19 protein-coding genes are annotated in these 18,469 nt (G+C 73.2%); 8 read left to right on the forward strand and 11 right to left on the reverse strand.

Annotated features, from left to right (window positions below; all coding sequences use genetic code 11):
• Nucleotides 1–104: 104 nt before the first annotated feature.
• The 5 genes from RI578_RS03655 to RI578_RS03675 all read left to right on the forward strand — a co-directional run bounded on the left by RI578_RS03655 (nt 105) and on the right by RI578_RS03675 (nt 5,221).
• Nucleotides 105–860, forward strand: a complete 756-nt coding sequence (locus RI578_RS03655; protein WP_310869685.1) for a (Fe-S)-binding protein — start codon at nt 105–107, stop codon at nt 858–860.
• A complete protein-coding gene (locus RI578_RS03660) occupies nt 857–2,335 on the forward strand; it encodes a LutB/LldF family L-lactate oxidation iron-sulfur protein (protein WP_310869686.1) in 1,479 nt (492 codons plus the stop codon). The genes RI578_RS03655 and RI578_RS03660 overlap by 4 nt, the downstream gene beginning before the upstream one ends.
• Entirely contained in the window at nt 2,332–2,964 is a 633-nt protein-coding gene (locus tag RI578_RS03665) for a lactate utilization protein C (protein ID WP_310869687.1), read from the forward strand. The genes RI578_RS03660 and RI578_RS03665 overlap by 4 nt, the downstream gene beginning before the upstream one ends.
• Before the next feature lie 157 nt (nt 2,965–3,121).
• Complete coding sequence (locus RI578_RS03670) at nt 3,122–3,907, forward strand: ABC transporter ATP-binding protein (RefSeq protein ID WP_310875654.1); 786 nt, start codon at nt 3,122–3,124, stop codon at nt 3,905–3,907.
• A gap of 3 nt (nt 3,908–3,910) precedes the next feature.
• A complete protein-coding gene (locus RI578_RS03675; RefSeq protein ID WP_310869688.1) occupies nt 3,911–5,221 on the forward strand; it encodes an ABC transporter permease in 1,311 nt (436 codons plus the stop codon).
• A gap of 86 nt (nt 5,222–5,307) precedes the next feature.
• Here RI578_RS03675 and RI578_RS03680 read toward each other — a convergent pair whose 3' ends face one another.
• The 3 genes from RI578_RS03680 to RI578_RS03690 all read right to left on the reverse strand — a co-directional run bounded on the left by RI578_RS03680 (nt 5,308) and on the right by RI578_RS03690 (nt 7,413).
• Nucleotides 5,308–5,667 carry a cupin domain-containing protein gene (locus RI578_RS03680; protein WP_310869689.1) on the reverse strand — a complete coding sequence of 120 codons (360 nt, stop codon included), beginning with the start codon at nt 5,665–5,667 and terminating at the stop codon, nt 5,308–5,310.
• Between the two features lie 79 nt (nt 5,668–5,746).
• Nucleotides 5,747–6,724, reverse strand: a complete 978-nt coding sequence (locus tag RI578_RS03685; RefSeq protein WP_310869690.1) for a pyridoxal-phosphate dependent enzyme — start codon at nt 6,722–6,724, stop codon at nt 5,747–5,749.
• Nucleotides 6,721–7,413 (reverse strand): helix-turn-helix transcriptional regulator, encoded by a 693-nt coding sequence (locus RI578_RS03690; RefSeq protein WP_310869691.1) that lies wholly within the window; start codon nt 7,411–7,413, stop codon nt 6,721–6,723. The genes RI578_RS03685 and RI578_RS03690 overlap by 4 nt, the downstream gene beginning before the upstream one ends.
• 268 nt (nt 7,414–7,681) lie before the next feature.
• Here RI578_RS03690 and RI578_RS03695 point away from each other — a divergent pair, with 268 nt between their 5' ends.
• The gene (locus tag RI578_RS03695) at nt 7,682–8,482 is read left to right on the forward strand and encodes an L-histidine N(alpha)-methyltransferase (RefSeq protein ID WP_310869692.1); all 801 of its coding nucleotides are present in this window, start codon (nt 7,682–7,684) and stop codon (nt 8,480–8,482) included.
• A 58-nt stretch (nt 8,483–8,540) separates the two neighbouring features.
• Here the strand turns inward: RI578_RS03695 and RI578_RS03700 are convergent, their stop codons facing one another.
• Nucleotides 8,541–8,846 carry a hypothetical protein gene (locus RI578_RS03700; RefSeq protein WP_310869693.1) on the reverse strand — a complete coding sequence of 102 codons (306 nt, stop codon included), beginning with the start codon at nt 8,844–8,846 and terminating at the stop codon, nt 8,541–8,543.
• A 330-nt stretch (nt 8,847–9,176) separates the two neighbouring features.
• On the opposite strand from RI578_RS03700, the gene RI578_RS03705 reads away from it, so the two are divergent.
• Nucleotides 9,177–10,838 (forward strand): alkaline phosphatase D family protein, encoded by a 1,662-nt coding sequence (locus tag RI578_RS03705; protein ID WP_310869694.1) that lies wholly within the window; start codon nt 9,177–9,179, stop codon nt 10,836–10,838.
• 192 nt (nt 10,839–11,030) lie between these two features.
• Nucleotides 11,031–12,407, forward strand: a complete 1,377-nt coding sequence (locus tag RI578_RS03710; RefSeq protein ID WP_310869695.1) for an alpha-lytic protease prodomain-containing protein — start codon at nt 11,031–11,033, stop codon at nt 12,405–12,407.
• Between the two features lie 66 nt (nt 12,408–12,473).
• Here the strand turns inward: RI578_RS03710 and RI578_RS03715 are convergent, their stop codons facing one another.
• From RI578_RS03715 to RI578_RS03745, 7 genes are all read right to left on the reverse strand, one after another.
• Entirely contained in the window at nt 12,474–13,562 is a 1,089-nt protein-coding gene (locus tag RI578_RS03715; RefSeq protein WP_310869696.1) for a serine hydrolase domain-containing protein, read from the reverse strand.
• A complete protein-coding gene (locus RI578_RS03720) occupies nt 13,559–14,479 on the reverse strand; it encodes a DUF6895 family protein (RefSeq protein WP_310869697.1) in 921 nt (306 codons plus the stop codon). Before RI578_RS03720 ends, RI578_RS03715 begins: the two co-directional genes overlap by 4 nt.
• Complete coding sequence (locus RI578_RS03725) at nt 14,476–15,420, reverse strand: DUF6895 family protein (protein WP_310869698.1); 945 nt, start codon at nt 15,418–15,420, stop codon at nt 14,476–14,478. The genes RI578_RS03720 and RI578_RS03725 overlap by 4 nt, the downstream gene beginning before the upstream one ends.
• On the reverse strand, nt 15,417–16,124 hold the full coding sequence (locus RI578_RS03730) for a hypothetical protein (RefSeq protein WP_310869699.1): 708 nt from the start codon (nt 16,122–16,124) through the stop codon (nt 15,417–15,419). The genes RI578_RS03725 and RI578_RS03730 overlap by 4 nt, the downstream gene beginning before the upstream one ends.
• A gap of 21 nt (nt 16,125–16,145) precedes the next feature.
• Nucleotides 16,146–16,331 carry a hypothetical protein gene (locus RI578_RS03735; protein WP_310869700.1) on the reverse strand — a complete coding sequence of 62 codons (186 nt, stop codon included), beginning with the start codon at nt 16,329–16,331 and terminating at the stop codon, nt 16,146–16,148.
• Nucleotides 16,332–16,455: 124 nt separating this feature from the next.
• Entirely contained in the window at nt 16,456–17,094 is a 639-nt protein-coding gene (locus RI578_RS03740) for a class I SAM-dependent methyltransferase (protein ID WP_310869701.1), read from the reverse strand.
• Nucleotides 17,095–17,249: 155 nt separating this feature from the next.
• The gene (locus RI578_RS03745; RefSeq protein ID WP_310869702.1) at nt 17,250–18,251 is read right to left on the reverse strand and encodes a mechanosensitive ion channel family protein; all 1,002 of its coding nucleotides are present in this window, start codon (nt 18,249–18,251) and stop codon (nt 17,250–17,252) included.
• Nucleotides 18,252–18,469: the final 218 nt, after the last annotated feature.

The following is an 18,469-nucleotide window of genomic DNA, read 5'->3' on the forward strand; positions in this document are numbered from 1 at the left end:
GAGGGACGCGCCGACGGGGGTCTCCCCCGGCCCGGCTATGCCGACTACCCTGCGGTTCATCCGATGATCACGATGTTCGAGCCGGCCGATCACAAGGAGCCGCGATGCGTGTCGCCCTGTTCCTGACCTGCGTCAACGACACGTTGTATCCGGACACCGGCCGTGCCGTGGTGAAGCTGCTGACCAGACTGGGCGTCGAGGTCGACTTCCCGGTGGCCCAGACCTGCTGCGGGCAGGCGCACTACAACACCGGGTACCGGCACGAGGCGGAGCCGCTGGCCCGGCGCTTCTCAAAGGTGTTCGCGGAGTACGAGGCGATCGTGACGCCGTCGGGTTCCTGCGGGGCGATGGTGCGGGAGCTGTATCCGCGGATGGGTGAACGGGCGCGGGCGGAGGGGCGCGGGGACACGCTCGCGGCCACTCTGGCGCCGGTGGTGCCGAAGACGTACGAGCTGACGGAGTTCCTGGTGGACGTGCTGGGGGTCACGGACGTGGGGGCGTACTACCCGCACACGGTGACGTACCACCCGACCTGCCACGGGCTGCGGAGTCTGGGCCTCGGCGACCGGCCCCGGCGGCTGCTGGAGGCGGTGAAGGGGCTGGAGCTGGTCGAGCTGCCCGGCGCCGAGGAGTGCTGCGGCTTCGGCGGCACCTTCGCCGTGAAGAACTCCGACGTGTCGGCCGCGATGGGCGCGGACAAGGTGCGCAACGCCGAGTCCACCGGCGCCGAGGTGCTGTGCGCGGCCGACAACTCCTGCCTGATGCACATCGGCGGGACCATGACGCGGCTGCGGACGGGCATGCGGCCGGTGCACATCGCGGAGATCCTGGCGGGCACGGAGGAGGCGGTGACCGTATGAGCGGGACCTATCTGGGGATGCCGGCCTTTCCCGAGGCCGCCCGTGCGGCCGTAAACGATCCGACGCTGCGCGGGAATCTGCGGCACGCGACGCACACCATCCGGGACAAGCGGGCCCGTGCGGTCGCGGAGCTGGACGACTGGGCGGCGCTGCGCGAGGCCGGGAAGCGGATCAAGGATCACACGCTGCGGCATCTGGACCGGTATCTGGTGCGGGTGGAGGAGGCGGTGACGGCGGCCGGGGGGACGGTGCACTGGGCCGCGGACGCCGAGGAGGCCAACCGGATCGTCGCGGACCTGGTGAAGGCGACCGGGGAGTCGGAGGTCGTCAAGGTCAAGTCGATGGCGACGCAGGAGATCGGTCTCAACGAGGCGCTGGAGGCGGAGGGCATCCGCGCCTACGAGACCGATCTCGCCGAGCTGATCGTGCAGTTGGGCAAGGACCGGCCCTCGCACATCCTGGTGCCGGCGATCCACCGCAACCGCGGCGAGATCCGGGACATCTTCCGCTCCGAGATGGGCGAGTGGGGCCGCCCGGCACCCGAGGGCCTGACCGACACGCCCGCCGAACTCGCCGAGGCCGCCCGCCTCCACCTGCGGGAGAAGTTCCTGCGCGCCAAGGTCGGCATCTCCGGCGCCAACTTCATGGTCGCCGAGACCGGCACACTCGTGGTCGTGGAGTCCGAGGGCAACGGCCGGATGTGCCTGACCCTGCCCGAGACCCTGATCTCGGTCGTCGGCATCGAGAAGATCGTGCCGACCTGGCAGGACCTGGAGGTCTTCCTGCAGACCCTCCCCCGCTCCTCGACGGCCGAGCGCATGAACCCGTACACGTCCATGTGGACCGGCACCACCGACGAGGACGGCCCCCGCACCTTCCACCTGGTCCTGCTGGACAACGGCCGCACCGACACCCTCGCCGACGAGGTCGGCCGCCAGGCACTGCGCTGCATCCGCTGCTCGGCGTGCCTGAACGTCTGCCCGGTCTACGAGCGGGCCGGCGGCCACGCCTACGGCTCGGTGTACCCGGGCCCGATCGGCGCGATCCTCAGCCCGCAACTGCGGGGCACGGGCAGCGAGATCGACGCCTCCCTGCCGTACGCGTCCTCGCTCTGCGGTGCCTGCTACGAGGTGTGCCCGGTCGCCATCGACATCCCCGAGGTGCTGGTGCACCTGCGGGAGCGGGTGGTGCAGGGCGGGCCCGCCGTCCGGCAGGGCAACAAGGTCGTCCTGAAACCGGCCAAGGGGCACGCGGCCGAGCGGGCGGCGATGCGGGCGGCGCAGTGGGCGTTCACGCACCCGGGCGCGCTGCGCGCCGGGCAGCGGCTGACGTCGCGGACCCGGCGGCTCCATCCCCGTACGCTCCCCGGACCGGGCCGGGCGTGGAGCGGCAGCCGGGATCTTCCCGAGGTTCCCGCGGAGCCGTTCCGCGACTGGTGGCAGCGCACGCGCGGTGGGAAGGACGGGGCGAAGTGAGCAGCAGGGAACGGATTCTGGGCCGGGTACGGCGCGCTCTCGCGGACGTGCCGGCCGACGAGACTCCGGTGTTGCGGGACTATCTGCGCGAGCACGGGCGGCGCGGCGCCGCCGAGACGGTGGAGCTGCTCGCCGAGAACCTGGCGGACTACCGGGCGATCGTGCACCGGTGCACGGACGCGCGGTTGCCCGAGCTGCTGATGCGGCTCCTGGCGGCACACGGCTCGCGGAGCATGGTGGTTCCGCCGGAGCTGCCCCCGCACTGGCTCACGACGGTCGACGCGACCCGCGTCCACGACCGCGCGGCGAACACCCCGCGGGACCTCGACCGGGTCGACAGCGTGGTCACGGGCTGCGCGGTCGCCGTCGCCGAGACCGGCACCATCGTCCTGGACGGCTCCCCCGACCAGGGCCGCCGCCGCATCACCCTCGTCCCCGACCACCACGTCTGCGTCGTACGGGTGCCGGACCAGGTGGTGTCATCGGTGCCCCAGGCCCTCGAACGCCTCGACCCCGCCCGTCCGTTGACCTGGATCTCCGGTCCGTCGGCGACCAGTGACATCGAGCTGGACCGGGTCGAGGGGGTGCACGGTCCGCGCACGCTGGAGGTGGTGCTGGTGGAGGGGTGAGCGGGCAGGCGGTGACCGATCCGGACGGATGCCGGGCCACGGTGTCGCTGAGTACACCCTTCGACAGGGGCTCTGCGCCCAGTGTGCCCCGGCGTCCCGCTCCGTAGCGTCCTCGGTGAGGCACCGCACAGGGCGTGCCGCACGGAGGGTGATGACGATGTTTCGCACCGGCGCACGAGGCGACCACGACCCGGGCCCCGCCCCGGAGGCGCTCCGTCTGGTCAAGGTGACCCGGACCTACGGCACCGCGGAGAACGCGGTGACCGCGCTGGACGGGGTGACGCTGAGCCTGGGGCGCGGCACGTTCACCGCGGTGATGGGACCGTCGGGCTCGGGCAAGTCCACGCTGTTGCAGTGCGCGGCGGGTCTGGACCGGCCGGACAGCGGCATCGTGTGCGTGGACGGCACCGAGCTGACGGGCGGCGGCGAGGCGGAGCTGACGAAGTTCCGGCGCGGCCGGGTGGGGTTCGTGTTCCAGCAGTACAACCTGCTGGAGACGCTGACGGTCGCGCAGAACACGGTGCTGCCGCTGAAGCTGGCAGGGCGCCGGGTCGATCGGAAGCGGGCCCGGGAGATCCTGACCACCGTCGGCCTCGGGGACCGGCTCGGGCACCGTCCCGACCAGCTCTCCGGCGGTCAGCGGCAGCGGGTGGCGATCGCCCGTGCCCTGGTCACCGAGCCCCGGGTGATCTTCGCGGACGAGCCGACGGGCGCGCTGGACACACGCAGCGCACGGCAGGTGATGCTGCTGTTGCAGGGGGCGGTGCGGGTGCACGGCCGGACCGTGGTGATGGTGACGCACGACCCGGTGGCCGCCTCGTACGCCGACTCGGTCGTCTTCCTCGCCGACGGCCGGCTCGCGGGGCGGATGGACGCTCCGACGCCGGACGCGGTCGCGGAGCGGCTGGCGCACCTCGGCGACGACGTGCCGGCGGGGGTGTGAGCGATGTTCGTACTGGCCCTGCGGTCGATCCGGCAACGCCCCGGACGGTTTCTCGCGACGCTGCTGTCCGCCTTCCTGGGCGCGGCGATCATCATGGTGTTCAACTCGATGCACGACACGGCGGGACAGGACGGCGTGGATCCGGTCAGCTCGGAGACGCTGGGCACGGCGGCGGGCGTCGTGGGCGGCTACGGGACCCTGCTGGTGTTCTTCGCCGTGGCCTCGACGCTGACGGTCAACGTGCGTCAGCGGGCCGCCGAGCTGGAGCTGTTGCGCTGCTCGGGGGCGACGCCCGCCCAGATCAAGCGGATGGTCGTGGGTGAGGCGGTGGCCGTGGCGCTGGTGGGCGCGGCGCTGGCGATCGGTCCGGCGATGCTCGGTGGACGGGCGCTGCTGGAGATGTTCCAGGACGGCGGCCAGGTGGCGCGGTCCGTCGGGTACTCCTTCGGTCCGATCGCGCTGATGAGCGGCGTGCACATCACGCTGCTCGCGTCGGCGGGCGCCGCGTTCCTGGCGGTGCGGCGGGTGACGCGGGGCAGCAGGGAGCGGGCGGGGGCCCGGCGGTTCCTGACGTATGCCGCGCTGGTCACCGGTGCCGCGGGGGCCTGCTCCACCTTCCTGTTGTCCGCGACGGACGAGGGGCTGATGGCGCCGCCGGCCTACGGGGCGATCCTGCTGTCGGTCGGCTTCGCGCTGCTGTCGCCGCGGCTGCTGCGGGGCGTGCTGGACCGGCTGCCGCTGAGCGGGGCGAGCGGCTGGCTGGCCGTGCGCAATCTGCGGGAGCGGGCCGGGCACCTCGCCGGGATCCTGATGTCGCTGATCCTGTTCACGGCGGTGTCGACCGCGACGGTCACCATGCAGGCGGTGGAGAGCGACGCCGTGCGGGCCTCCGGTCTGGTCAAGTCGGTCGACGCCAAGAACCTGGAGACGCTCAATCTCACGGTGGTCGGCATCATCGCGGTGTTCGTCTGCGTGATGCTGGTCAACTCGCTGTACGCGGCGACGACGTACCGCTCCCGTGAGTTCGGGCAGCAGCGGCTGGCGGGGGCGACTCCGGGGCAGGTGCTGGGTGTGGTCGGCGCCGAGAGCGGGATCCTGACGGTCACCGGGGTGTTCTTCGGGACGGTGGCCGCGCTGGCCGGGGTGGTGCCGTTCACGGTCGTGCGTACCGACGGGGTGCTACCGGACCAGTTCCTCGGGGTCTGGCTCGCGATGGCGTCGGTGTCGGCGGCGGTGACGCTGGGGACGAGTCTGGTGACGGCCCGGCGGGTGCTGCGTACGCCGGCGGTCGGGGCGGTGGCGCAGGCCGCGTGAGCCGGGAGCGGGAGGGGGTGGCCGTCGCGACGGCCACCCCCTCCTCTCGTTGTTCGCGGTTCCTCGTGTGACGTGCCGGTCTCCGCCTAGTCGGCCTTGGCGTACTCCTTGGCCATGCCTCCGGCGAAGTCGTACACGACGCACTGTCCGTCGCCCACGACCCAGGCGTCGTGGCCGGGCGAGCAGACGAAGACGTCGCCGGGGCCCACCTCGCTCTCGGCGCCGTCGTCCATGCGGACGCACATGCGTCCCTCGGCCACGTAGCAGTTGTGGTGGATCATGCAGCTGTCGGTGCCCGCGATGGGGGCGACGGACTCCGACCAGCGCCAGCCCGGCTCGAAGGTGGCGACGGCGAAGTCGAGTCCTTCCATGTGCACGGCCTCGATGTGCCCGCGGGGGAAATCGCGCCGCTCGTCCGGCTTGTCGATCGTCTTTGCCTCGAACATGACGCTCCTCCTTTCCCTGGCCCCACCACTCCATCGTCCGCCTGTCAACTCGGGGCCGCCATCCGGGGGACGCGCACGGTCAGCGCGGTGTGCCGCACAGCCGGGCGAAGCGCTCGGCGTCCACGTTGCCGCCGGAGAGGATCACGCCCACGCGGCCGGTCAGCGGGCCGGCGCGGCCGGTGAGGAGGGCGGCCAGCGGGGTGGCGCCGCTCGGTTCGAGCACGGTCTTCAGCCGTTCGAAGGCGAAGCGCATCGCGTCCCGGATCTCGTCGTCGCCGACCAGCACGATCCCGTCGAGCAGTCGCCGGTTGAGGGAGAAGGTCAGCTCGCCGGGGGTGTGCAGGGCCTGGCCGTCGGCGATGGTGCGCGGGACCGGGACGGTGACGCGCCGCCCCGCCTCCAGGGACCGCTTGGTGTCGTCACCGGCCTCCGGTTCGACGCCGATGACCCGGGTGCCGGCGTGCAGGCCCTTGACGGCGGTGGCGCTCCCGGCGATCAGTCCGCCGCCGCCGACCGGTGCGATCAGGGTGTCCAGTGGTCCCGTCTCCTCGACGAGTTCGAGGGCGGCGGTGCCTTGTCCGGCGATGACGTGCGGGTGCTCGTAGGGCGGGATCAGGCTCAGCCCGCGTTCGGCGGCCAGGGCCTCGGCGACGGCGACACGGTCGCCGGTGTAGCGGTCGTAGGTGACGATCTCCGCGCCGTAGCCGGCGGTGGCCGCCCGCTTGGAGGGCGGCGCGTCCTCGGGCATGACGATCACGGCGGTGGTGCCCAGCTCGCGCGCGGCGAGGGCGACCGCCTGGGCGTGGTTCCCGGAGGAGTAGGCGGCGATGCCGCGGGAGAGCTGCTCCGGCGTGAGGCGGGAGGCCGCGTTGTAGGCGCCGCGGAACTTGAAGGCGCCCACCCGCTGCTGGTTCTCGCACTTGAGGAGGATCTCGGCGCCCGCCAGGGCGTCCAGGGTGCGCGAGCGCAGCACCGGGGTGCGGTGCGCGACACCCCGGAGGCGGGCGGCGGCGGAGCGGACGTCGTCGAGGGTGACCGGCGGGGTGGTGGTCGTCACGCGTGTCCTCCAGCGGGGTCGGCGGCCGGGCCGGCCGCGGCGCGGGCCTGGGAGAGGTAGTTGTAGGCGGAGGCCCGGGAGATGCCGAGCCGGGCGGCGACCTGCTCGACCGAGCGGCGTACGGCGAACACGCCGCGCCCGTCCAGGTCGCGGAACAGCTCCAGTCGCTGTGCGCGCTCCAGCGCCGCCCAGCTCCTGTCCCGGCGCAGCGGGTGGGCGTCCACGATCGCGTCGACCACCGCGTCGATGTCGTCGGCGAAGGTGGTCGCCGGTGGGTCGGCGGGGGCGGCCGCGGTGCCGGCCAGGGCGCCGAGCAGGGACTGGGCCCGGTCCACGGCGGTGACGTCCAGGTTGACGCACAGGGCGCCGAACACGGCCCCGGTGGAGTCGCGCAGCACCATGGTGGAGGACTTCAGCAGGATGCCGTCGGCCGTCCGCGTGACGTAGTTCAGCTCGTCCCGGGCCTCGTCGCCGCGGGCCAGCACGCGCATGCCGATCTCGCTCATCGCCCCGCCCACCGTCCGCCCGGTCACCGAGCCGGCGACGGCCACGACCGACCGCTCGGGGCGTCGGTAGTCGTGCAGGACCACCTCGCAGACCGGGCCGAACGTCGCCGCGACGCCGTCCACGACGGGGCGCAGGGCGGCGAGGACGGCGTCCCGTTCGGCGTCCAGGGCCGATTCGCTCATCAGAGGCCTCCGTACTCGTTTTCCGGAGGTTTAAGACTACACGTCCAACGGCTGGACTGACAGTCCAAATCCGACCACGAGGCGCGGTCGGTGTGCGTCGGAGCCGGCGCCCGGCCGGCGACTGCCGGACATTCCGGCGGATCGACACGGCCCTCCTCGGTGGCCTCGCCCTCGGACTCGCCGTCATCGCGGTCCTGTCGCCGCGCCGCCGGGTCTGACACCCTCTGCGGCACCGTCCGTCCCCGCGCTCACACGGAGGATCGATCCCATGCCCAAGGACGCCAGGTCCCCGAAGAAGCTGCGCAGCAACCGGGCCGCGCTCAGGCACAAGGTCGCGTACGCGCTGCGCCATCCCGAGCGCGTCGGCCCCTACGTCCGCCGGGCCGGCCGGGACGCGTGGCTGCGGATCAAGCACCCGGACCACGTCGGCTACTACCGGGCCGTGATGGCCTCCGACGCCCGCCGCAACCCGGAGGCCGCGGTCGGCAGCCAGACCCACGACCGGTGGCTGGCGCTCGGGCAGATGCAGTTCGAGTACCTGATCGAGCACGGGCTGCGCCCCGAGCACCACATGCTCGACATCGGCTGCGGCAACCTGCGCGGCGGTCGGCACTTCATCGACCACTTGGACGCGGGGCACTACTACGGCATCGACATCTCGCCGGACATCCTGATCGCCGCCAAGAAGACGCTGACCGAGCACGGGCTCCAGGCCAAGCTGCCCCACCTGACCATCACCGGGGACCTCACCCTGGACTTCCTGCCGGACGACCACTTCGACGTCGTGCACGCGCACAGCGTCTTCTCGCACTCGCCGCTGAACGTGATCGAGGAGTGCCTCTCCCACGTCGGCCGCGTCCTGACCGACACCGGGTTCTTCGACTTCACCTTCGACCGCACCGAGGGCACCGAACACCAGGTGCTCCGCGAGGACTTCTACTACCGCACCGACACCCTGCTCACGCTGGCCCGCGGGTACGGTCTGCACGCGCGGTTCATGGCGGACTGGGAGAAGCGGCCGCACGGCCAGTCCAAGATCCGCGTCAGCCGCTCGCCGCTGCCGTCGTAGGCGCCGAACAGCGATGTCCCTGGGGCCGGACCGTCCGTCCGGTCCCTACGGGCGTGGGTCAGGGCCGCGGGTTGGTGCGCCGCCAGCCGGGCCGGGCGTCCGCGCCCCGGCGGCCGGCCGCGGCGGCGCAGCGGGGGCAGACCCGGCGGACCGCGTCGGCCGCGCCGCCGGACTCCGGCAGCACGTCGGTCCAGGTGACCGCCGGGAACCCGGACAGCCGCGAACGGTTGAGGGACAGACCGCACACGGTCTGGTTCATGCCCTGCTCCCACGCGTGCACCTCGCCGGACGGCAGCCAGCGGCCGTCCTCCGGGTCCCACCAGCGGCCGGAGGCCGCCACCTCGTAGCGCCGTGTCCTCGCCATCGGCTCGGCCCGCCGCCTTTCTCACCGTGTATCCGCTTACCGTCCGTTCCGGGTGCCCCGGACGGTCGACACCCACACGCGCGTACCCCCTCCTGTGTGATCACTCCGCAAGTCCTGCCGATTTCGGGTGTTTTGTCTGCTTAGCATGCGGGGTCCGCGCATCGCGGGTCGGCGCCACCGCGCGACGAGGCCCGGGCGCGGACGGCGCGCACCGGCTCGCCCCGACGCGAGTACCCCGTGCCGGCGTGCGTGGGGCGACCGCCCGGGGCCCCACCCGGTTCCCCGTGCCGCTCGCCCATGGACCGCCCGCCCCGTACGAGAGGACACCAGATGGCGCCCACGGGCCGTCACAGCCGACTGGCCGAGCACGCCTTCTCCCCGCACGACGCCGTGATGGGCGCCGCCGCCCGGCACCTGGGCCGCCGGCGCTTCCTCACCGTCACCGCGGCGGCCGCCGCGCTCGCCTTCTCCACCAACCTGCCGGCCCGCGGCGCGGCCGCCGCCCCGCTGCGCAGCGCCCGGATCAGCAGCGACCCGTTCACCCTCGGCGTCGCCTCCGGCGACCCCCAGCCGGACTCGGTGCTGCTGTGGACCCGGCTGGCGCCGGAGCCGTTCCTGGAGGACGGCGGGATGGGCACGGAGCGGGTCACGGTCGAGTGGGAGGTGGCGCTCGACGAGTACTTCGCCGCCGTCCTGTTCCGGGGCACCGCCGACGCCCACGCCGAGTACAACCACAGCGTGCACGTCGACGTGAAGGGCCTGACGCCGGGCACGGTGTACTACTACCGCTTCCGGACCGGCGTCTGGCTCAGCCCGGCCGGCCGCACCCGCACCGCGCCGCCGGCGGGCAGCGCCACGTCGGGGCTGAAACTGGCGGCCGTCGCCTGCCAGGCCTACCAGGACGGCTACTACACGGTGCTCCGGCACCTCGCCCAGGACGACGTCGACGTGGTCTTCCACCTCGGCGACTACCTGTACGAGTACGCGGTGAACTCGGAGGGCGGGGAGCGCCGCTACACCGACCGCGTGCTGCCCGACGTGTTCAACCGCGAGACGATGACCCTCGCCGACTACCGGCTGCGCTACTCGCTCTACAAGAACGACGAGGACCTCAAGGCGGCCCACGCCGCGCACCCCTTCGTGGTCACCTGGGACGACCACGAGACCGAGAACAATTACGCCGACAGCATCCCGGAGAACGGCATCCCGCCCGAGGAGTTCCTGCTGCGGCGGGCAGCCGCCTACCGGGCGTACTGGGAGAACCAGCCGTTGCGCGCCGCACAGCTGCCCCAGGGCCCGGACGCGCAGCTGTACCGTCGGCTGCACTGGGGCACGCTCGCCCAGTTCGACATCCTCGACACCCGGCAGTACCGCTCCGACCAGGCCTACGACGACCGGCCTCACGCCCCCGGGCCCGAGTCGGACGACCCGGCGCGCACCATCACCGGCGCCGCGCAGGAGCAGTGGCTGCTCGGCGGCTGGCAGAGCTCGACCGCGCTGTGGAACGTGATGCCCCAGCAGGTCTGCTTCTCGCAGCGCAAGTTCGACGTGACCGCCGACGCGGCGCTCTCGATGGACGCCTGGGACGGCTACCGCGCCTCGCGCGCCCGGGTCGTCGCCGGAGCGAAGGCCGCCGGGGTGGAGAACTGGCTGATCCTCACCGGCGACGTGCACGTGGGCTACGCCCTCGACGTCAAGGAGAACTTCGACGACCCGGCGTCCGCCACCGTCGGCACGGAGGTCACCTGCACGTCGGTGGCCAGCGGCCGGGACGGCGTGGAGCGGCCCGCCAACTGGGACCTGTACATGCAGGCCAACCCGCACATGAAGTACTACGACGGCAGGCGCGGCTACGTCCGGGTCGAACTCGACCGCCAGGCCGCCCGCCTCGACTTCAGGACGGTCTCCGCCATCAGCACGCCCGGCGCTCCCATCAGCACGGCCGCGTCCTTCGTCACCGAGGCGGGCGCCCCGGGGCTGAACCCCGCCTAACCCGGCCCGGCGTGCGCGGCCGCGTACTGCACTTGCCGCCCACCGCGTCCCCCATAGCGCGAAAGACGCCGGGACCCGACATTCCCGCGGATCTTTCCGGCAAGGACTGTGACTTCGCCGCAGTCGCACCGTAACCCACGGTCACTCACCGATCCCCGCTGTCTCGCACAGCCCTCGAAGGAGGCACATCGCATGGTCGGCAGACATGCCGCGCGCAGCCGCCGCGCAGCCCTGACCGCGCTCGGCGCCCTGGTCCTGACCACCCTCCCCTCGGCCGCCTCGGCCGCGCCCCCGCCCGCTCCGGGGGCGCAGCCCGGCGTCGCCCGGACGCTGGGCGCCGGCAAGGCCCCGGCACAGATGATGCGCGCGATGCAGCGCGACCTGAACCTGACGCCGGAGCAGGCGGCGGCGCGGCTGGTCAACGAGGCGGAGGCCGGCACCCGGGCGGGCATGCTGCGCAACACGCTGGGCGACCGCTTCGCCGGGGCCTGGGTGAGCGGCGCGACCTCGGCCGAGCTGACCGTCGCCACGACCGACGCCGCGGACACCGCCGCCATCGAGGCTCAGGGCGCGAAGGCGGCGGTCGTCGAGCGGGGGCTGGCCGAGCTCCGCGCGGTCAAGGAGAAGCTGGACGCCGCCGCCGTGCGCACCCAGACCCCCGAGACGCCCGTCTGGTACGTCGACGTGAAGGCCAACCGGGTCATGGTCCAGGCCACCGCCGAGCCGGCCGCGGCGGCCTTCGTCGAGGCAGCCGGGGTGGCGGGCCAGGACGTGGGCGTCCGGGTCTCGCCGGACCGGCCGCGGGTGCTGGAGGACCTCGTCGGCGGCGACGCCTACTACATCGACGGTCAGGCCCGCTGCTCGATCGGGTTCTCCGTCACCAAGGACGACCAGCAGGGATTCGCCACGGCCGGTCACTGCGGCGCCCCGGGCGCCACCACCACCGGGTTCAACGAGGCCGCCCAGGGCACCTTCCAGGCCTCGACCTTCCCCGGCAAGGACATGGCCTGGGTGGGCGTCAACGCCGACTGGACCGCCACACCGGACGTGAAGGCGCAGGACGGCGAGAAGGTGCAGGTCGCCGGCTCGGTGGAGGCGCTCGTGGGCGCGGCCGTGTGCCGCTCCGGCTCCACCACCGGATGGCACTGCGGCACGGTCCAGCAGCACGACACGAGCGTCAGCTACCCGCAGGGCACCGTCGACGGGCTGACCGGGACGACGGTGTGCGCCGAACCCGGCGACTCCGGCGGCCCCTTCGTCGCGGGCGCCCAGGCGCAGGGCACCACGTCCGGCGGCTCGGGTGACTGCACGAACGGCGGGACCACGTTCTACCAGCCGGTCAACCCGCTGCTCAGCGACTTCGGCCTCACCCTGAAGACCACCTCGGCCTCGGCCGGAACCCCCGCGCCGCAGGACAACGCGGCGGCGGACGCGTGGGCGGCGGGCCGGGTCTACGAGGCGGGGGCCACGGTGTCCCACGCGGGCCTGCGGTACCGGTGCCTGCAGAACCACCAGGCGCAGGGTGTCTGGTCGCCGGAGAGCACGCCGGCCCTGTGGCAGCGTGTCTGACGGACGGTGAGCCGCCGTACGGCGGCGGGGCGCGGGGCCGCTGCCGACGGCGGCCCCGCGCCTTCGTCATTCCTCGGCGAGGAACGCGTAGGCGGTGGCGATGAACGGGTCGCGGGCGCGGAACCGCCGGGTGCACACCGCGGCCAGGGCCGTGCCGGTGTCGGGCCGGAAGCCCAGGAACGCCTGCTGGCCGAGGGTGGCGCCGCTGTGGAAGTACATCGGCCCGCCGTCGGTGGGGTGCCGGAACCACGCCACCGTGTGCACGTGCCGGTGCCCCAGCCCGCGCCTGAGCACCGGCACCCGTACCGCGCGCAGCGCGCCGGCGGCCGGTGAGCCGGCCGGGTCGACGTGGTCCTCCAGGAAGGTGAGCAGGTCGTGCGGGGTGGACCGGACGGCCCCGGCCGCCTGGAAGCCGCCCGCGTCGAAGGCCGGGACGGGGGTGCGGCCGTCCTTGCGGTGACCCGTGGCGTCGGTCTTGGGGTCCTCCGCGCGCAGGGCCGTACCGCTCAGGCCGAGCGGGCGCAGGACGTAGGCGGTGAGCAGGTCCTCCCAGGCCGTGCCGGTGGCCGCGGCGACGGCGTGTCCGAGCACGGAGACGCCGTAGTTCGAGTAGTGCCAGCGGGTTCCGGGGCGGTGTTTGGGGCGGTGCCGCAGGAAGGTGCCGGTCAGCCGCTCGGCCGGGTAGCGGGCGTAGGGGTTGGTGCGCCAGGCGGGCAGGGCGCGGGGGACGAAGTCGGCCGGCAGGGCGGGCAGGCCCGACGTGTGGGTGATGAGGTGGGCGAGCGTCACGGGGTCGGGGCCGGCCGGGCGGGCGGGGTCCAGGCAGGCGGCGGCCGCTTCGCCGCCGGTGAGCACACCGCTCCGGATCAGCCGGGTCAGCAGCAGTCCGGTGAACGTCTTGGAGGCCGACCCGATCTCGTAGCGCAGGTCCTCGCGGGGGACGGCGGGGGGCGGGGCGGTGCCGCCGGTGTGCAGGGTGCGCCGGCCGTGCCGGGAGACGGCGAAGACGACGTCGGGTGCGTCGGAGGCGTCGACGGCGTCGGCGAGCCGTTCACGCAGGGCGCCCTCGTCGGCGGGTCCGGGGCGTGCGCGCTCCGGTGGGGTGTCCTCGTGGTCGGCGGGGTCGCCCGGCCAGGGCGTGGGGCGGTCCGTCATGAGCCGGTGTGCGCCAGCTCGGTGAGGGCGCGGGAGGTGGCCAGCAGGGAGGCGAAGGCGGCGACCAGCGTCGGGTGGTAGACGATGTCGAACACCGTCTCGGGATCACCCTCGGGCATCGTCCGTACGGCGGGCATGGCGCCGTCGGGCTGCTGCGCGGCGGCGAAGCCCTGCCAGGCGGGCTCGTCGAGGGTGGGCCGGGGCAGGCAGGCGTCGACGACGAGGAGTTCGCCGAGCAGGTCCCAGCGTTCGAGGTCCAGCCAGTCGTCGATCCAGACCGGGAGCCAGGCGGCGAGGTAGTCGGCGATGGCCGGCGGCAGGCCGTCGGGGTTCTCGCCCCAGTCGGTGAGGTGGAAGACGGTATGGGTGATGTCGTAGGCCGTGTGGCCCTCGACCGTCCAGGGTTCGGGAGTGCCGGCCAGCCAGGTGGTGGCCACCAGGCCGGCCTCGGGCGGCCGGGCCGTGAGGCCGAAGCGACGCTGGAAGGCGGACAGGCCCAGGCGCCGGGTCGGTGTCACCGGGAACCGCGTCCAGCTGTCCAGCCGGTGGTTGAGGACCGTGGCCCGCTCCACCTCGGGCTGGCTGTAGCCCAGCTCCTTGAAGGGCAGGTACACCTCGAAGGGGACCGGCGAGAACGGCTCGATGCGCTGCCCGCGCACCAGCATGCGGCCGCCGTCCAGGGTTTCGCGCCAGGTGTGGTCGAGCAGTTGGCGGGCGAGTTGCGCCTGCCGGGAGCCGGCGACGCCCTCGCGGAAGAGCACCTTGCAGATCAGGGCGAGTTCCCCGATCGGCTTGAAGCGTTCCAGGAAGCCGATCTCGGGGTCCACGTCCGGCTCCAGCCGGAAGCCGTCGCGGTGGGCCCACAGCCACTCCAGGGCACCGACTCCGACGCGGTGGATCAGGCGGGTGTCCGTCATCCCGGCACTCCTTGTCCGGCGTGGTCCACGTCCCTCGGCCGTGCCGTGGTGAGGGCCGCCGCGAACGCAGCCATCAGGGTGGAGTGGTAGCAGTCGGTGAAGGCGTAGGGGTCCGCGCCGTCGGCGGATCCGGCGGCGTCCTGGATCACGCCCTCCTCGGGGATCGCGCCGGAGGCGTGCTGTGCCGCCGCGACGCGCTGCCAGGCCTCGTCCAGGACGGCCGGGTCCGGCGGGTGCGGCACGCTCGCCGCCACCGCCAGCAACTCGCAGCTCAGGTCCCACATCCGGGCCTCTAGGCAGGTGTCGAGCCAGGGCGGCAGCCAGTGCCGCAGATAGTCCGCCAGGTCCGGTGGCACCCCCTGGGCGGTGCGTCCCCATTCGGTGAGGTGGAAGACGACATGGGTGAGCGCGTAACCGGCCGCGCGTTCGAAGGTCCAGGGTTCCGGCAGGCCGCCCAGCCAGGTGCGGCTCAGCGCCTGCGGTACCCGGCCGTGCGGGCTCAGGCCGCTGCGCCGCTCGGCCTCGATGACGCCGAGCCGCCGGGTGGGGTACTGCTCGGTGAGCCGCCAGCCGCGGGTCCGGGCCACCACTGCGGCGGACGCCTCGTAGCCGGTGTGCCGGTGGCCGGCCGAGGCGAAGGCCGCGTACACCTCCAGCGGGTAGGTGGCGAAGGGCTCCAGCGACTGCATCAACAGGAACAGCTCGCCCTGGCGGGTCTGCTGCCAGGCGAAGTCGAGCAGGTCGGACACGCGGGTGTGGACCGGGTCCGACGGCGGGGTGCGGGCGGACACGGACGCGCAGACCTGGGCCAGTTCGCCCAGTGGTTTCCAGGTGCGGTTCACCTGGCCGTCGGCGGCCAGCGCGTCGTCGCCGAGGGCGAAGCGGTCGCGGTGGGCCCACACCCACTCCAGGGCGGTCTCCTCGACCTCCCGGACGCTCACAGGAGGACTCCGGCCGGCATCAGCCGTGCCGCCTCCAGTTGCAGGGCCACCCGCGGGTCGCTGCCGCCCATGAGCCGTACGAAGTCGAGGCCCGCCTCGAGACCGAGGGTGTCGGGCACCCCGTCCAGGAGGGTGAGCCAGCGCCCGGCTCCGGCGGCCTGCTGCCAGTCCCGGCGGCGTACCGCCCGTACGAAGCCGCGGGCGACGTCCACCGGACGGCGCCGGGCCGCACGGGTCACCGCGCACTCCTCGCCGGGCAGCGCGAGGGGGGCGAGTACGGCGAGCTGGTGGGTCAGGAACTGCCAGCCCGCGTCGTCGAGCCAGCCGGCGCCGGGTTCCGCGCCCGGGTCGTCGGCGAGCGGGTCGGTCGGGGGTTGTTCGAGCCGGCGCAGGGCACGGGCCATGGCCCAGTGGCTCCATACGACGGCGGGGGCCGCGTCGTCCCGCGGCGGATGGGCCGCCACCGCGTCCTTGAACACGGCGAGTTGTCCGGGGTCGGGCGGAACGCGCAGGAGGGCGGTGGGCAACAGCGTGTCGGCGCCCAGAACGCGTACCGCCGCACGTGCGACGCCTTCGCCCGCTCCCCCTCCGGTGAGGGTGCCCCCCGCTCGCACGTGGTCTCCGCTCCGAAGAGCGGAGACCACGTCGGAAGCGAGGTCCAGCACCGTGCCCTGGAGAAGGGCTGACGTGCTCGACTGCTCCATCTCACTGCTCCCGTCGGTCCGTCAACCCTTCTTCGGGCGCGGGGTCGGCGGCGAAAGCAGCAGGGTGGTGCCTCCGGACTGGAGGGCGAGTGCGGCGCACTCGCGGCTGTCGCGGAAGACTCCGTCGGGCTCGGCGGGGTCGAGTGCCGCTTCGATGTCGATGTTCTCGGTGCGGACTTCGTCGAGCACCTTGTCCTTGGAAGGCATTTCACCATCTCCCTCTGGTAGCCAATGGCCTTCACACCACAGGTGTCCGGGAAGTCACGAAGCATGCCTCTCTTCTCAAAATTCTCAGAAGGTAACTTTTTCAACAAATAGGACATACATCCATCTACTCCACTCGCCGCAGACGCCACACGTTGTCCTCGCGGAAGCCCTCGACCCCCTCGGGCGAGGTGCTCGGCCGCCGGACCGTCTCCTTGGTCTCGACGGTCCACTCGCCGTCGGGCAGGGCGAGTTCGTCGAGGACCCCGTCCAGGGTGGGGAAGACGGCGTCGAACGGCGGTTCGGTCTGCCAGGAGGGCCAGCCGGCGTGCAGGACGAGCAGCAGGGTGCCGCCGTGTGCCACGGCCCGCGCGGCGTCGCGCAGGACGGCCTGCTGGTCGAGCGCGACCGGGGACTGCAGGTAGTGGGCGCTCACCAGGTCGAACGAGCCCTCGGGGAACGACTGGCCGAGCTCGTGGCGTTCCCAGGCGACGCGGTCGCCGACCCCCGCGTCGGCGGCGTGCCCGGCGGCACGGTCGAGCGCGGTGCCGGAGATGTCCACACCGGTGACCCGCCAGCCGCGCGAGGCCAGCCACACGGCGTCCGCCCCCTCGCCGCAGCCCAGGTCCAAGGCGGTGCCGGGGGCGAGGTCGCTCGCCTCGCGGACCAGCAGGGCGTTGGGGCGGCCGCTCCAGACACGGTCGGTGTCGCGGTAGCGGGCCTCCCAGAACTCCGCGGCGGGGGCCGGGGCGGGCGTGTCGGACATGGTGCCTCCTGGGAACGGGCGGGATCGTCTGCTCGGCGGGGCGCGCGACGGCCACGCGCCCCGCCGTACGCAGGTTGCACCGGCGGACGCCGGACCGACAAAGATCTTTGCCGGTCCGGCAAAACGCGCCGCCGGTCCCGCCCGTCCCGCGCGAGTCAGCGCATCAGGGCGCCGGGCTCGGAGTCCTGGGCGTCGGTGCGCACCCAGACCGTCCGCTGCGGGAACGGGATGTCGATACCGGCCTCGTCCAGGGCGTCCTTGACCCGGCGCCGCAGCTCACGGGTGACGCCCCACTGCTGGAGCGGCACGGTCTTGACCGCGAGGCGCACGAGCACACCGTCGGCGTCCAGGGACTGCACGCCCCACACCGCGGGGTCCTCGAGCAGGAGGTCCTCGAAGTCCGGGTCCTGGCGCAGGGCACGGCCGGTGTCCTCCAGCACGCGGTAGACGGTGTCGAGGTTCGCGTCGTGGGCCACGGCGACGTCCAGCACGGCACGCGCCCATTCCTGGCTGTCGTTGCGGACCCGCAGGATCTCGCCGTTGCGGATGTGCCACAGGCCGCCGTTGAGGTCACGTACCTGCGTCAGCCGCAGGCCGACGTGCTCCACCTCGCCGACGGCCTCGCCGAGGTCGACCGAGTCACCGACGCCGTACTGGTCCTCCACCATGATGAGCAGGCCGGACAGGTAGTCGGCGACCAGGCTCTGCGCGCCGAAACCGATCGCCAGGCCGACCACTCCGGCACTGGCCAGCAGCGGGCCGAGCGCGATGCCCACCTGGTCCAGCACCATGGCCACGCCGACCATGAACAGCACGATGGTCACGGCACTGCTGAGCACCGAGCCGATCGTGCGGGCCCGCTGTTCGCGGCGCTGCCGCGCCCGGGACCGGTCGCGGTGCAGTACGGCGGCCCCGCGGCCCGACCGCCGGGGCCGGCCACGCTCGGCCTCTCCGGCCGACGGTTCCAGTACTCGCTGGACGACCCGGGTGATGGCCCGCTTGGCCACCACGCGCACCACCAGCAGGACGACGACGATGAGCGCGATGCGCAGCGGTATCCCGATCAGTGCCGTGGTGTGGTCGCCGATCCAGCCCGACCACGAGGCCGCCAACTGCGGGTCGGTGGCCGGGCCGGTGGGTGGGGAGGTGTGCGACATCGGCTCAAGTGCTCCGTTCCTGGGGGACTACGTCTCTGCCGTCGGGGCCGCCTACCCGAGGACGGCTCGAGCATGACGCCCGGCGCACTTCGGCACGGGCACAGCCATTTCGCCTCCTTGCCCCTTATGTCCGGAGGTTGCGTCATCTTCACTCGGTACCGGCCCATCGCCGGGGCCGGCCCGGGCACCCGGAGGGGAGTCGTCCACAGCGGAGGGGG

Origin of the sequence: Streptomyces sp. BB1-1-1, assembly GCF_031597775.1 — a bacterium.
Lineage (GTDB): Bacteria > Actinomycetota > Actinomycetes > Streptomycetales > Streptomycetaceae > Streptomyces > Streptomyces thinghirensis.